Consider the following 13,770-nt stretch of genomic DNA (forward strand, 5'->3'; position numbering starts at 1 on the left):
CGGGTCGCACTGTGTTGTGTTATGTGATCGGCGCCCCGTCGCAGCGAATACTCGCCGGCGAGGACGGCTGAAAACCGCTGCCCCGGAGCGTGAGCCGCGCCGGGGCGACGGTCGAGCCGAAGGGTATCGCCGACTCAGGGCCGCGGCTGGGCGGCGGCCGGCTTCTTCTGCTGCTCGCGCGCAGTGGTGTCGAAGGCCTGCGCGATCGCACTGACCCAGCCACGCGGGCTCACTCCCTCGGGCGGCGCGATCCAGCGAGCGTCGACCACCACATCGCCCAGCGGGTTGCGCGCCCACCGCGCGACACGATCGGCGCGCTGGGTCACCGAGGCCGGCGGATCACCGGCCGAGACGAGCTGCACACCACCACCGGACTGGAGATAGAGCGCGTCCATGATCTGCGCCACCCGATCGGAGGCCTTCAACTGAGTGGAGGTGCCGCCCTGTTCGTGCGCCACCACCTCCGGGAAGCGCTTCACCATGACCCGGTGCAGCAGCTCGATGCGCCGCAACAGCAGCCGCGCGCGCACCCACAACTCGATGACGATCCACACCGCACCGAACGCGATCAACAGGCTCGCGACCTGCCAGGCAGGCCAACCCCAGTCCGCCGCACCGGGTTTCGCGCGTGGCGCGTCGATGGCGACGCGCCGGATCTCCAGCACCGCGAGCACGGCCACCAGCGCGGTGCCCGCGGTATAGATCGCGATACCGCGCCCGAGCGCGGTCCAGTCCAGATTGCGCAGTCCGGTGACGACGATGAAAACCCCGCCGAGCGCGACGATCACCCAGCCGAACACATGCGTCCAGGCCAGAGTGGCCGCGGCCGCTGCCGCACCGACGGCATAGATGCCCAAGGCGATCTGACGCAGATTGCGCCGCGACACCACCGGCCAGGCCGCCGACGCCACCACCGAGGTGGCCGTGGTGAACAGCAGCCAGGCCGCGACGACGACGCCGTCGGACAGCAGGCCGGAAGGCACGCCTTCCGGTAGCAGGTTGTCGACCGCGAGCCCCACATCGGGAATCGCCACGGTGGCGGCGAGCGCGACCGCGGCGACCGCGATCACGATGGCCACCCGGGCCGTGGTCGCGGGCTTGACCAGCACCCGGCCCACCCGCGCACCGGCTGCCATCCAGACCAGCATGGCCGTCAACCAGAAGGTCATCCGAGAGCCTCATCGAATCGAAGGACCGAGACGCCCGCGCCCCGGTTGTTGAATACGCGCAGTCGTGTCATCAGCATCGCGGCGAAGGTCTCGGCCTCCCATTCGGCCTGCTCGTCTTCGCCGTCGTCGACGATCTGCTGGTGGGCGCGCTGGCTCAGCATGTAGGCGATCAGATCGTCGCTGGCTTCGAGCGTCACCTCCGGCGCGGGCGCACCCTCGTGGTCGAACACGATGTGCCCGAGCTCGTGGGCGAGGGTGTGCTCGCGGCTCGGCAGTGCGGTGGCCAGCACGATCACGTCTTTGTCCGGATAGAAGCGACGCTGACCGCAGACACCGGGGCCGAGGTCGGCGTCGGCGATCTCGATCATCCGTTTGCGTTCGGCGGCGATGGCGAGCACCACCTCGTCGAGGGTGGTCGCGTCGAAATCGGCGGCGACCGCGCAGACCGCGTCCACGGCCGCGGCCACCCGGCGGTAGGACCGCGAACCGCTCTGCGCCTTACTCTGTGTCATCGCCGATCACCGACCCGTTCCGAAGAATTCGGCGCGCGCGGCATCGATGCGTGCCTGTGCCGCCGAGGCACTCTGGAAGCTCACCGCGCCCGATCCCGCACCGGCCAGGGTCAGGGCGATCAGACCGCCGATCACCGTCAGCACCTTCGGCTCGGGCAGACCGTCCTCGGCGCTGGTGTTGCGCACATCGGGATCTGCCGGCGCGGCCGATGCGGGCGGAGCCGCGGGAGCGGGCGCCGCCGCGGCGGGCGGGGCGGGGGCGGCCGCCGGAGCAGGCGGCGCGACCACCGGCAGGGCCGGGACACCGGGAACCACCGGTGCGAGGGCGGGCGGTGCGATCGCGGGCGGCGCGGGCACCGGCGGAATGGCAAGCGGCGGCAGCGCGGGCGCCGGCGGCACCGGCGGAATGGGAAGCAGCAATAAGAGCAGAGGCGAGGCGGAACCGACCGCGGCCGAGCCGACGGCCGCCGATCCGACCGCGGCCGAACCCGTTGCCGCCGAACCGAGTCCGGCCGCGCCCAGCGCCGCCGATCCGACGGCCGCCGAGCCGGTACCGAGCACCCCGGCACCGGCCGAACCCACGGCGGCCGAACCGGTGCCGAGAGCGGCCGAGCCGGTGCCGAGAGCGCCGATACCCGCCGAACCCACTGCGGCAGAGCCGGTTCCGAGTGCACCGACCCCGGCCGAGCCGACGGCCGCCGAACCGGTGCCGAGGGCAGCGCCGAGGCCCGCCGAGCCGGTGCTGAGAATCACGCCGAGAGCGGAGGATCCGCCGCCGAGCACCGCGCCGAGTCCGGCCGAGCCCGCCGCGGCTGAGCCCGCTGCGGCCGAACCGGCTCCGGCCGAACCGGTTCCGGGGCCTGCGACGTCGGTGGGTTCGATACCGGCATCGATCGGTGTCTGCCGTCCAGGAATGGACAGCGGCTGCCATTCGTCTGCGTCGCTTTGCGCTGGCGCCGCGCCAATGCCCTCCGCGCCGGGGTTGTTATCCGTCGCGGTCGGCCCAACTCCGTTGTCGGCGTTCGCGTCCGCGCCATGATCGGCGTTCGCGCCCGCACCGCTGCCGGTGTTCGGCAGCACGCCATTGCCCGCGTTCGCGCCGGGACCGTTGCCGGCATGCGCGCCATTGCCCCCGTTCGCACCCCCAGCGCTTCCGGAGTTGGGCACGCCGCCGATGATCGGCGGGTTCGGATTCCCGTTGCCCGGATTCGGGGCACTGTTACCGCCCTGACCGGAACCACCCGGCTGGGCCTCGGCCGCTACCGGCCCGAGTAGTCCGAGGCAGCCGACGGCCCCCGCTACCGCGAGCACACCGGTGAAGCGACCACTGGCCATGCGACGGCCTTCCCCTCATAGAGACTGCGCAAATCCTCGCCCGGCCATACGCACAACCCGGACTCCAACAACGGTTGCCCATAGTAAACCGTCGGCTTCCCGGCGCGCAGCGGTACCGCCCGCTCAGCGGCGGCGATCGACCGGGCATTCCCCTCGCCTGGACGACGTAAACCGCGTCCGCCGAGGTCTGCGCCCTGCCGTGGGTGCGTCCACGTGGGCGACCTTACGGTCGGTTTGCTGGCGGTAGCCTCGCGGAAGAGCCCGGCATCCACCGACGTGAGAGCCGCCACACCGGACCGCGGCCTACTACCGGGCGGCGCCGCAGGAACTCGATCGTGTGCTGGCAGAGGCGCTCGCCGGGTCGCCCTCGTGGTGAGCGCCGCCGAAGCCGACGGATCTTCCGCGGCGAACACATCCCGTGCCGAGAGCAGCCGAGGTTCGCGAGGGGCTGCCGCACGTGCGATCGGCCCATCTCGCCGCCACCCCGTGCCACGAGCGCGAGCTGTCAGCGGAGCTCGCCGAAGCCCGCGGCCCGGTCCCGACGCGAAACGGCGGCGCGAGTCGAGAACTCGCGCCGCCGTTCGGAAGGCTGAAGACAGCCGGATTACGCGCCGTAGACCGGTTCGGGCGTATTGGCCTTGGCGAGCAGGTCCGCCACCACCGGGCCGAGTTCGGCCGGGTCCCAGCGGGCGCCGCGGTCGACGGGAATGCCGTGCCGCCAGCCCTCGGCGACGGCGACCTTACCGCCTTCGACCTCGAACATGCGGCCGGTCACGCCGGCGGATTCGGCACTGCCGAGCCAGACGACCAGCGGCGAGACGTTCTCCGGCGCCATCGCGTCGAAGCCCTCCTCGGGCGCGGCCATATCCTCGGCGAAGACGGTCTCGGTCATCCGGGTGCGCGCAGCGGGGGCGATCGCGTTCACGGTGACGCCGTAGCGGGCGAACTCCGCCGAAGCGGTGAGGGTCAGGCCGGCGATGCCCGCCTTGGCCGCGCCGTAATTGCCCTGGCCGACGCTGCCCTGCAAGCCGGCGCCGGAGCTGGTGTTGATCACGCGAGCGTCGACCGGACGTCCGGCCTTGGACTCACCACGCCAGTACTCGATGGCGTGGCGCATGGTGGCGAAGTGACCCTTGAGGTGGACCCGGATCACGGCGTCCCATTCCTCTTCGGACAGGTTGACCAGCATCCGGTCGCGCACGAAGCCGGCATTGTTGACCAGCACGTCGAGGCCGCCGAAGGTGTCGACGGCCTGGCGGATGAGCCGGCGCGCGCCTTCCCAGTCGGCCACGTCGTCGCCATTGGCCACGGCCTCGCCGCCCTGCGCGCGGATCTCGGCGACGACCTGCTCGGCCGGTGTCTCGCCGGTATCGGCGCCGTTGAGCGCGGAGCCCAGATCGTTGACGACCACCTTGGCGCCCGCCGCGGCGAACGCCAGCGCGTGCGCGCGGCCGATGCCGCGGCCGGCGCCGGTGATGATCACGGTACGTCCGGCACAGATCCCATCGGTTTCCATCGTGTTCCTATCGTCTTGCTCAGCGGTCGGGGTGGGCGATCAGGCCGGGGCGCGGCGCTGATCAGGTCTCGGTCAGGGCTTGGGCGCGCCGTTGGGGGCGGCGGTGTTGACGGTGGCGGCGTCCAGGAAGGCCGGGCGTTCGCCGCCGCCGTGCACCTCGAGGGTCGCCCCGCTGACGTAGCCGGCCAGCGGTGAGGCGAGGAAGGCCACGCAGCGGCCGACGTCTTCGGGCCGGGCCAGCCGCCCCAGCGGGATGGTGGCGCCGACCGCGGCCACCCCGTCGGCGTCGCCGTAGTGCAGCAGGCTGAGTTCGGTCTCCACCGGGCCGACGACCACCGAGTTCACCCGGACCTTCGGCGCCCACTCCACCGCGAGCGAGGCGGTGAGACTGTCGACGCCGGCCTTGGCCGCTCCGTAGGCCGCGGTGCCCGGTGACGGGCGATGCGCGCTGACGCTGGAGATATTGACGATCGTGCCGCCGTCGGGCTGGGCCTGCATCACCGCGTTGGCCAGCTGCGAAACCAGCAGCGGTGCGAGCAGATTCAGCTCGACGATCTTGGCGTGGAATTTCGCGCTGGCGTCGGCGGCAAGGGCGAAGGGGGCGCCGCCCGCGTTGTTGACCAGATGGTCGAGGCGGCCGTGCCGGGCGATGACGGTGTCGATCAGCTCGCGTACCGCGTCACCGTCGCGCACATCGCATGGCAGGAATTCGGCCTGCCGTCCCTCGTATTCCACCGGGGCGTCACCGGGGCGGCGTGCGCAGGCCAGCACGGTCGCGCCCGCGGCGAGCAGGGCCCGGCTGACGCCCGCGCCCACCCCGCGGACACCGCCGGTTACCAGAACGACGCGTCCGGACAGATCGATTTCGAGTGCCACCGTGCTAACCTACCAAGCAATTGCTTGCTTAGCCAAGGTTCGCTCACGATGGGAACTGCGATGGGGATCAACCGTCACACCGAATCAACCGGCATCACCGTCATCACGGTCGACTATCCGCCGGTCAACGCCATACCCTCGGACGGCTGGTTCGCTCTCGCCGACGCACTGCGCGAGGCAGGCCGCGATCCGGAGACCAAGGTGGTGGTGCTGCGCGCCGAGGGCCGCGGGTTCAACGCCGGCGTGGACATCAAGGAGATGAACGCCGACACCGGGCACACCGCGCTGATCCGCGCCAATCACGGCTGCTTCGAGGCCTTCGCCGCCGTCTACGACTGCCAGGTGCCGGTGATCTCCGCGGTCAACGGCTTCTGCCTGGGCGGTGGCATCGGCCTGGTCGGCAATTCCGATATCGTCGTCGCCTCCGACGACGCCACCTTCGGCCTGCCCGAAGTCGACCGCGGCGCCCTCGGCGCGGCCACCCACCTCGCCCGGCTGATCCCCCAGCACCTGATGCGGGCCATGTTCTACACCGCGGGCACCCTCACCGCGCAGCAGCTGCACCACTACGGCTCGGTGCTGCACGTGGTGCCGCGCGCCGAACTCGACGCCACCGCGATGGACGTCGCCAAGAACATCGCGAACAAGGACGGCCGGGTGATCCGCGCCGCCAAACGCGCCCTCAACGGCATCGACGTGCAGGACGTGCACCGCTCCTACCGCTACGAGCAGGGCTTCACCATGGAGCTCAACCTCGCCGGTGTGGCCGATGAGATCCGCGCGCGTTTCGACGACGATCTGGCCGCACAGAAGAAAGGGAAGTAGAAACCCATGCGCGACAAGCACATGACGCTCGACGAGGTCGTCGGCGAACTGCGCAGCGGAATGACCATCGGCCTCGGTGGCTGGGGGTCACGGCGTAAGCCGATGGCTCTGGTCCGGGCGCTGCTGCGGTCCGATATCACCGATCTGACCGTGGTCACCTACGGCGGCCCCGATCTCGGCCTGCTGTGCTCGGCGGGCAAGGTGCGCAAGGCCTACTACGGGTTCGTCTCGCTGGATTCGGCACCGTTCTACGACCCCTGGTTCGCCAAGGCGCGCACCGAGGGCGCGATCACCGTGCGGGAGATGGACGAGGGCATGGTCAAGTGCGGTCTGCAGGCCGCCGCCGCCCGCCTGCCGTTCCTGCCGATCCGCGCCGGTCTGGGTTCGGCCGTGCTCGACTTCTGGGAGGGCGAGCTGAAGACGGTGCAGTCGCCCTACCCCACCGACGGCAAGACCGAGACGCTGATCGCGATGCCCGCGCTGAACCTGGACGCCGCGTTCGTGCACCTTGATCTGGGCGATAAGCACGGCAATGCCGCCTACACCGGCGTCGACCCGTACTTCGACGATCTGTACTGTCTGTCGGCCGAGCGCCGCTACCTGACGGTGGACCGACTGGTCGACACCGAGGAGCTGGTGAAAGCCGTTCCGCAGCAGTCGATCATCCTCAACCGGATGATGGTCGACGGCGTGGTGGAGGCCCCCGGTGGCGCGCACTTCACCTTCTCCGGCAGCTACGGCCGCGACGAGAAGTTCCAGCGCCACTATGTGGAGGCCGCCAAGACACCCGAATCGTGGGCCGAGTTCAAGGCGCGCTACCTGGATGTGTCCGAGGACGAATACCAGGCCGCTGTCCGTGCTTTCGCCGAGGAGCAGAAATGACCGAGAACATCACTGCATCGCAGAGCGATTCCGTGGGGGGCGGTGGTCGGGCGACGGGCGAGCCGATTACCCGGGCCGAGGTCTGCGTCGTCGCCGCGGCCGAGATCTTCCGTGGCGCGGGCGAGATCATGGCCAGCCCGATGTCCACCATCACCACTATCGGTGCCCGGCTGGCGCGGCTGACCTTCGAGCCGGATCTGCTGCTGTCCGACGGTGAGGCGCTGCTGTTCGCCGAGGTGCCTGCGATCGGCGGCAAGGCGCCCATCGAGGGCTGGATTCCGTTCTCCCGGGTCTTCGATGTGGTCGCCTCAGGGCGCAGGCACGTGGTGATGGGCGCCAATCAGCTGGACCGGTACGGCAATCAGAACCTGTCCGCGTTCGGCCCGCTGCAACAGCCGACTCGGCAGATGTTCGGGGTGCGCGGCGCGCCCGGCAACACCATCAACCACGCCACCAGCTACTTCGTGCCGCGGCACAACAGGCGGGTGTTCTGCGAGACCGTCGACATCGTCTCCGGTATCGGCTACGACAAGATCGATCCGGATAATCCCGCCTTCCGGTTCCACCATCTGCATCGGGTGGTGAGCAATCTCGGCGTCTTCGATTTCGGCGGGCCCGGCCGCACCATGCGGGCGCTGTCGCTGCATCCGGGCGTCACCGCCGATGAGGTCGCCGAGAACACCTCGTTCGAGATCGCCGAGCTGGGCGAGGCGGGCGAAACGCGGCTGCCCACCGAGGAAGAGCTGCGGATCATTCGCACCGTGCTCGACCCGAAGGGCATTCGCGAGAAGGAGGTCTCGTCATGAGTCCACGGCTGCGGACTCCGCTGACCGAACTCGTCGGCATCGAGCATCCGATCGTGCAGACCGGCATGGGCTGGGTGGCCGGGCCGCGGCTGGTCGCGGCCACCGCCGAGGCCGGCGGACTCGGCATCCTGGCCTCGGCCACCATGACCTACGACGAGCTCGAGGCCGCGATCGCGAAGACCAAATCGCACACCGCGAAACCGTTCGGCGTGAACATCCGCGCCGACGCCTCCGACGCCGGTGAGCGCATCGACCTGCTGATCCGGGAGAAGGTGGCGGTGGCGTCGTTCGCGCTGGCGCCCAAGCAGGAGCTGATCGCGAAGCTGAAAGATGCCGGGGTCGTCGTGATTCCGTCCATCGGCGCGGCCAAGCACGCCGTGAAGGTGGCCTCGTGGGGCGCCGACGCGGTGATCGTGCAGGGCGGCGAGGGCGGTGGGCACACCGGACCGGTCGCCACCACGCTGCTGCTGCCCTCGGTGCTCGATGCCGTCGATATCCCGGTGGTCGCCGCAGGCGGCTTCTTCGACGGCCGTGGCCTGGCGGCCGCCCTCGCCTACGGTGCCGCGGGCATCGCGATGGGCACCCGCTTCCTGCTGACCCAGGAAAGCCAGGTCCCCGACGCGGTGAAGCAGGAATACTTGAACCGGCACCTGCAGGACACCGTCGTCTCGCTCAAGGTCGACGGCATGCCGCACCGCGTGCTCAATACCGAACTGGTGCAGCGCCTGGAGCATTCGGGCAACTGGCGCGGTCTGACCGCCGCGGTCACCAATGCCGCGAAGTTCAAGTCGATGACCGGCATGAAGTGGTCCACCATGATCCGCGACGGCCTGGCCATGCGCAAGGCCAAGGACCTCACCTGGTCCCAGGTGATCATGGCGGCTAACACCCCGATGCTGCTCAAAGCCGGTCTGGTAGAAGGTAATACCGAGGCGGGCGTGCTCGCCGCGGGCCAGGTCACCGGCATCATCGACGACCTGCCCACCTGCCAGGAACTCATCGACCGCATCGTGCGCGATGCGGTCGCGCGGATAGACACGATCGCCGCGCTCACCCAGGACGCCCGGGCGACCCCCGGCGCGTCGACGTAACCGAGTCAGCTCGGTCGACGGTCGGGCGGTCTCCCCTCGCGGGAGGCCGCCCGACTTCACTTCTTTGGTCCATGCCGCTCCGTGCGGCGGCGCCGCGGGGGCTGTGCGCATGGATCGCGGCGGCGCTACGAGCCCGCTGATCGTTCAGGCGGCCGGCCACCCTTCCCCAAGCAAATGCTTGGTTGTATTATGGCCGGGTGACCGCACCCGACCCGTCCAAATCAGCCCGGCGCAACGAACTGCTCGGATTGGCGGCCGACCTGTTCGCCGAGCGGGGTCTGCGCGCCACCACCGTCCGCGATATCGCCGATGCGGCCGGAATCCTATCGGGCAGCCTGTATCACCACTTCGATTCCAAGGAATCGATGGTCGACGAAATCCTGCGAGGCTTCCTCGACGACCTCTTCGGCCGCTACCGCGACATCGCCGCCGCCGGTTTGAGCTCGCGCGACACTCTCGAGGCGCTGGTGCTGGCCTCCTACGAGTCGTTCGACCGCTACCACGCCGCCGTCGCCATCTACCAGGCCGAGGCCAAACGCCTGCGCGGCGTCGAACGCTTCACCTACATCGACGAATACAACAAGGAATTCCGCGCGCTGTGGCAGCAGGTGCTCACCCAGGGCGTGCGCGACGGCAGCTTCCGGGCCGAACTCGATATCGAACTGGCCTACCGGTTCCTGCGCGACACCGTCTGGGTGGCGGTGCGCTGGTACACCCCTGGCGGGCCGATCACCGTAGACAACCTCGCCAAGCAATATCTGACCATCGTGCTCGACGGGCTGACCGTGCCCGGGCACACCACGTAGGAGTCTGAACATGTCCGAACCCTCCGGCTCGCGCCGCCCCTACACCCCGCTGCGCGAGGCGTACGTGATCGACGCGGTGCGCACCCCGGTCGGCAAGCGCGGCGGCGCCCTGGCCGGCGTGCATCCGGCCGATCTCGGTGCCGCGGCCCTGCGTGGTCTGCTCGACCGCAACCCCATCGATCCCGGTGTGGTGGATGACGTCATCGTCGGCTGTGTCGACAACATCGGCCCGCAGGCAGGCAATATCGGCCGCACCGCGTGGCTCGTGGCCGGCTACCCGGAGGAAGTTCCCGGCGTCACCGTCGACCGGCAGTGCGGTTCCAGCCAGCAGGCCATCAACTTCGGCGCCCAGGCCATCATGAGCGGCACCGCCGAGGTGATCGTCGCCGGCGGTGTGCAGAACATGAGCGCCATTCCGATTTCGGCGGCCATGCTCGCGGGCAAGGAGTACGGCTACGAGTCGCCGTTCGTCGGCGCGCAGGGCTGGGATCACCGCTACGGCACCGGTGAGGTCTCGCAGTTCCACGGCGCCCAGCTGATCGCGGAGAAGTGGGGCATCAGCCGCGAGGACATGGAGCGCTGGGCGCTGCGCAGCCATGAACGCGCCCGCCGCGCCATCAAGGAGGGCCGTTTCGATCGCGAGATCGTTCCAGTCGGTGAATTCTGGATCGATCAGGGCCCGCGCGAGACAAGCCTGGAGAAGATGGCCTCGCTGCCCGCGCTCGCCGAGGGCAGCCCGCTCACCGCCGCGGTGGCCTCGCAGATCTCCGACGGTGCCAGCGCCACCCTGCTGGCCTCGGATTGGGCCGTCCAGGAGTACGGCCTGACCCCGCGCGCCCGCATCCACCACGTCAGCGCCCGCGGCGCCGACCCGATCTTCATGCTCAGCGCGCCGATCCCGGCCACCAAGTGGGCACTGGAGAAGACCGGCCTGACCATCGACGATATCGACGTCATCGAGATCAACGAGGCCTTCGCCCCCGTCGTGCTCGCCTGGCTGAAGGAGACCGGCGCCGACCCGGAGAAGGTCAACGTCAACGGCGGCGCCATCGCCCTCGGCCACCCCCTCGGCGCCACCGGCGCGAAACTGTTCGCCACCCTGCTCAACGAGCTGGAGCGGATCAACGGCCGCTACGGCCTGCTCACCATCTGCGAGGGCGGCGGCACGGCCAACGTCACGATCATCGAGCGCCTGGATCGCTGAACCCACTTGTGCCGACGGCCGTTTGTCTGATCCAACGGCCGTCGGCGCATCCGCGATCGTTCCGCTGCCGCGGTGCCCCAGCCACCGAATATCTTGGTGCGCAACCAGTTCTGTGCAGCCTCGGCCAGCCGTTGCCCGGCGGGTTCAGCCGCGCGCGGCGACCTTGCCGGACGCGTAGAGATTCGGCAGGCCGAGATTGTCGCGCAGGGTGGTTCCGGTGTATTCGGCGCGCAGCGCACCACGCTCCTGCAACAGCGGCACCACCCGGTCCACGAATTCGTCCAAACCGGTGGGCACCAGGTGGGAGCCGAGGATGAAACCGTCGGAGCCGTTGTTCTGCACGAAATCATCGATCTGCTGGGCGATCTGGTCCGGGGTGCCGACCAGTGGTCCGCGTTCGAATTGATCGATCACGACCTCACGCAAACTCAGCTTCTTCTCCTCGGCGACCGCCCGCAGCTTGGCTGCCGTGGCGAAACGATCCTGATACACGAACGCCTTGCCCTGGATGATCGGCGGCGCTTCCGGATCCGGGTCGATATCGGGCACCGGGCCGTCCGGATCGTAGGCCGACAGATCGCGGTTCCAGATCTGCTCCAGCAGAATCAGCGCGGTCTGGCCGGTGACCTGCTCGTCACGGATGGTGTGGTACTTCTCGATGGCCTCGGCCTCGGTGTCGCCGAGTACGAAACTCGCCGAGGGCAGGATCTTGATGTCGTCGGCCGAGCGTCCGGCCGCGACCGCGCGGGCCTTGATGTCGCGGTAGAAATCGGCGGCCTCGGGGAGTTGGCCGTAGGGGGAGAAGATGGCGTCGGCATTGGCGGCGGCGAAGTCACGGCCCTGCGGTGAGACACCGGCCTGCAACGTCACCGGACGGCCCTGCGGGCTGCGCGGCACGGTGAACCGGCCGGCGATGTCGAACTGACTGCTGTGCACGGCGAACGCGCCCGCATCCGATCGGGCCAGGTAGAGCCCGGATTCCCGGTCGGCGACGATATCCCCGGCCGCCCACGAATCCCACAGCGCGCGCACCGCTGCGACCGTCTCCTCCGCCCGCGCGTACCGCTGCGAACGGTCCAGATACCCACCGCGGCGGAAGTTCTGGCCGGTGAACGCGTCGAACGAGGTGACCACATTCCACGCGGCGCGCCCGCCGGACAGATGATCGAGGCTCGCGAACTGCCGTGCCAGCTCGTAGGGCTCGTTGAAGGTGGTGTTGATGGTGCCCGCCAGACCGAGATGTTCGGTGACGGCGGCGAGCGAGGCGAGGACGGTGAAGGTGTCGGGCCTGCCGATGATGTCCTGGTCGAAGATCTTACCCGCCCGTTCACGCAGCGCGAGCCCTTCGGCGAGGAAGAAGAAATCGAACCTGCCGCGTTCGGCGGTGCGGGCGGTGTGCTCGAACGAGCTGAATTCGATCTGGCTGCCGGCCTGCGGATCCCACCAGGAGGTGTGATGGTTGACGCCACCGAGGTAGGCGCCGAGGATGACCTGCTTGCGTTGGGTGCTCATGGTGACCTCGTTCAGGCGACGGCGTAGCGGTTGGGGACGGTTGTGGACAATCCGAGCAGGGCACGCAGTGAGCCGCCCGGATACTCGGTGCGGGCCAGGCCGTGGTCGCGCAGAGCCGGGACCACCTGGTCGGCGATGGCGTTCAGGTCGTCGACGGCCACACCCGGGCGTAGCCGGAATCCGTCGACGCCCTGCTCGCTCCAGCGCGTCAACAGCTGCGCCAGCTGCTCGGCGCTGCCGGTGAAGACGGCTGCGTCGGAGCTGAATTCGCTACCATCCCACTCGTCCAGCCGAGCCAAACGCGCCGCGCCGGTCTCGGTCTCCGAATCGAGGAAGACGACCAGATCCGCGAACACCCTCAACCGTTCACCGGTTCGTCCGGCAGCGGCATCCGCGATTTGGGTGAGGACAGATGAGGGGCCCGCCTCGAGATCAGGGGTGACGAACACCAGATCAGCGGCTCGCGCGGCGAACTCGTAGACCACCGGATGATGAGCCAGCGCCGTCACCACCGGCTGGCCCTGCGGCGGGCGCGGCGTGATGGACGGTCCACGCACCGAGAAGAACCGGCCCTCGAAGTCGATGTAGTGCAGCTTGGCCCGGTCGATGAACCGCCGGTTGGGGACGTCACGGATCTCGGCGTCGTCCTCCCAGCTGTCCCACAGCCTGCGCACGACCTCCACCGCATCGCTCGCCTCGTCGAACAACTCCACGACCGAATCCGGCAGGGCGGCCCCGGTCCTCGCGCGCGCCAACTCCTCGGAGGTGAGTGCTCGAATCTCGCGCCTGCCGAAATGGCCCGCCTCGGTGGCCGAGCCGGACACCTTCACCTGCCATCCCGCCCGGCCCTGCGAGGTGTAATCCAAGGTAGCGAGCGCTTTCGACACATGGAACGGCTCGGTGTGCGTGGTGGTGACGGTCGGGATCAATCCGATATTGCTGGTCGCGGGAGCCAGCCGCGCCGCGATCAGATGTGCGTCCAGCCGGCCGCGCACCCGATCCACTCGATCACCGAACTCGTGCCGTTCACCCGGCACCGTGAAACTGTCCTCGATGGTGAGGAAATCGAGCCGCGCCCGCTCCGCCACACCGGCCAGATCCACCCAGTACCCGGCATCGAACAATTCCGCCGGCCGCGAGTTCGGCTCCCGCCACGCCGCCGGATGCCACCCGGCCCCGTCCAGCGCGACCCCGAGATGCAGAGGTTTCGATGCCATCGTTGTCCCGTCCTACGAA

The 13,770-nt window shown here is 69.3% G+C and carries 13 protein-coding genes; 6 read left to right on the plus strand and 7 right to left on the minus strand.

Features of this window, described 5'->3' with window-relative positions:
• Positions 1-134 precede the first annotated feature (134 nt).
• The 5 genes from AC5W7N_RS02185 to AC5W7N_RS02205 all read right to left on the minus strand — a co-directional run bounded on the left by AC5W7N_RS02185 (position 135) and on the right by AC5W7N_RS02205 (position 5,408).
• Entirely contained in the window at positions 135-1,169 is a 1,035-nt protein-coding gene (locus AC5W7N_RS02185; protein ID WP_194991816.1) for a hypothetical protein, read from the minus strand.
• Complete coding sequence (locus AC5W7N_RS02190; RefSeq protein WP_036532694.1) at positions 1,166-1,681, minus strand: ImmA/IrrE family metallo-endopeptidase; 516 nt, start codon at positions 1,679-1,681, stop codon at positions 1,166-1,168. The genes AC5W7N_RS02185 and AC5W7N_RS02190 overlap by 4 nt, the downstream gene beginning before the upstream one ends.
• A gap of 6 nt (positions 1,682-1,687) precedes the next feature.
• Positions 1,688-3,016 carry a TrbL/VirB6 family protein gene (locus tag AC5W7N_RS02195; RefSeq protein WP_195020546.1) on the minus strand — a complete coding sequence of 443 codons (1,329 nt, stop codon included), beginning with the start codon at positions 3,014-3,016 and terminating at the stop codon, positions 1,688-1,690.
• Between the two features lie 604 nt (positions 3,017-3,620).
• The gene (locus AC5W7N_RS02200) at positions 3,621-4,532 is read right to left on the minus strand and encodes an SDR family oxidoreductase (protein ID WP_163813989.1); all 912 of its coding nucleotides are present in this window, start codon (positions 4,530-4,532) and stop codon (positions 3,621-3,623) included.
• 72 nt (positions 4,533-4,604) lie between these two features.
• Positions 4,605-5,408, minus strand: a complete 804-nt coding sequence (locus tag AC5W7N_RS02205; protein WP_163813988.1) for an SDR family oxidoreductase — start codon at positions 5,406-5,408, stop codon at positions 4,605-4,607.
• Positions 5,409-5,468: 60 nt separating this feature from the next.
• Here AC5W7N_RS02205 and AC5W7N_RS02210 point away from each other — a divergent pair, with 60 nt between their 5' ends.
• The 6 genes from AC5W7N_RS02210 (at position 5,469) to AC5W7N_RS02235 (ending at position 11,022) form a co-directional block, all read left to right on the plus strand.
• Positions 5,469-6,233 (plus strand): enoyl-CoA hydratase family protein, encoded by a 765-nt coding sequence (locus tag AC5W7N_RS02210; protein ID WP_163814044.1) that lies wholly within the window; start codon positions 5,469-5,471, stop codon positions 6,231-6,233.
• Positions 6,234-6,239: 6 nt separating this feature from the next.
• Complete coding sequence (locus tag AC5W7N_RS02215) at positions 6,240-7,115, plus strand: CoA transferase subunit A (RefSeq protein WP_163813987.1); 876 nt, start codon at positions 6,240-6,242, stop codon at positions 7,113-7,115.
• Positions 7,112-7,921 carry a CoA-transferase subunit beta gene (locus AC5W7N_RS02220; protein ID WP_228815247.1) on the plus strand — a complete coding sequence of 270 codons (810 nt, stop codon included), beginning with the start codon at positions 7,112-7,114 and terminating at the stop codon, positions 7,919-7,921. Before AC5W7N_RS02215 ends, AC5W7N_RS02220 begins: the two co-directional genes overlap by 4 nt.
• Positions 7,918-9,012: an NAD(P)H-dependent flavin oxidoreductase gene (locus AC5W7N_RS02225; protein ID WP_195020545.1), complete on the plus strand. Its 1,095-nt coding sequence runs from the start codon at positions 7,918-7,920 to the stop codon at positions 9,010-9,012. Before AC5W7N_RS02220 ends, AC5W7N_RS02225 begins: the two co-directional genes overlap by 4 nt.
• 197 nt (positions 9,013-9,209) lie before the next feature.
• The gene (locus AC5W7N_RS02230) at positions 9,210-9,818 is read left to right on the plus strand and encodes a TetR/AcrR family transcriptional regulator (protein WP_163813985.1); all 609 of its coding nucleotides are present in this window, start codon (positions 9,210-9,212) and stop codon (positions 9,816-9,818) included.
• A gap of 49 nt (positions 9,819-9,867) precedes the next feature.
• Positions 9,868-11,022, plus strand: a complete 1,155-nt coding sequence (locus AC5W7N_RS02235; RefSeq protein WP_195020920.1) for an acetyl-CoA C-acetyltransferase — start codon at positions 9,868-9,870, stop codon at positions 11,020-11,022.
• Between the two features lie 144 nt (positions 11,023-11,166).
• Here AC5W7N_RS02235 and AC5W7N_RS02240 read toward each other — a convergent pair whose 3' ends face one another.
• Together AC5W7N_RS02240 and AC5W7N_RS02245 are read right to left on the minus strand one after the other, a co-directional pair.
• A complete protein-coding gene (locus AC5W7N_RS02240; RefSeq protein ID WP_195020544.1) occupies positions 11,167-12,534 on the minus strand; it encodes an NtaA/DmoA family FMN-dependent monooxygenase in 1,368 nt (455 codons plus the stop codon).
• An 11-nt stretch (positions 12,535-12,545) separates the two neighbouring features.
• Positions 12,546-13,751 (minus strand): LLM class flavin-dependent oxidoreductase, encoded by a 1,206-nt coding sequence (locus AC5W7N_RS02245; protein ID WP_163813983.1) that lies wholly within the window; start codon positions 13,749-13,751, stop codon positions 12,546-12,548.
• Between the last annotated feature and the right edge of the window lie 19 nt (positions 13,752-13,770).

It is taken from the genome of Nocardia sp. CDC519 (assembly GCF_059509835.1).

Coding starts and splice junctions, on each gene's coding strand:
- AC5W7N_RS02200 (WP_163813989.1), bottom strand. CDS start 4,532: ATGGAAACCGATGGGATCTGTGCCGGACGTACCGTGATCATCACCGGC.
- AC5W7N_RS02225 (WP_195020545.1), top strand. CDS start 7,918: ATGAGTCCACGGCTGCGGACTCCGCTGACCGAACTCGTCGGCATCGAG.
- AC5W7N_RS02185 (WP_194991816.1), bottom strand. CDS start 1,169: ATGACCTTCTGGTTGACGGCCATGCTGGTCTGGATGGCAGCCGGTGCG.
- AC5W7N_RS02190 (WP_036532694.1), bottom strand. CDS start 1,681: ATGACACAGAGTAAGGCGCAGAGCGGTTCGCGGTCCTACCGCCGGGTG.
- AC5W7N_RS02220 (WP_228815247.1), top strand. CDS start 7,112: ATGACCGAGAACATCACTGCATCGCAGAGCGATTCCGTGGGGGGCGGT.
- AC5W7N_RS02240 (WP_195020544.1), bottom strand. CDS start 12,534: ATGAGCACCCAACGCAAGCAGGTCATCCTCGGCGCCTACCTCGGTGGC.
- AC5W7N_RS02195 (WP_195020546.1), bottom strand. CDS start 3,016: ATGGCCAGTGGTCGCTTCACCGGTGTGCTCGCGGTAGCGGGGGCCGTC.
- AC5W7N_RS02215 (WP_163813987.1), top strand. CDS start 6,240: ATGCGCGACAAGCACATGACGCTCGACGAGGTCGTCGGCGAACTGCGC.
- AC5W7N_RS02245 (WP_163813983.1), bottom strand. CDS start 13,751: ATGGCATCGAAACCTCTGCATCTCGGGGTCGCGCTGGACGGGGCCGGG.
- AC5W7N_RS02210 (WP_163814044.1), top strand. CDS start 5,469: ATGGGGATCAACCGTCACACCGAATCAACCGGCATCACCGTCATCACG.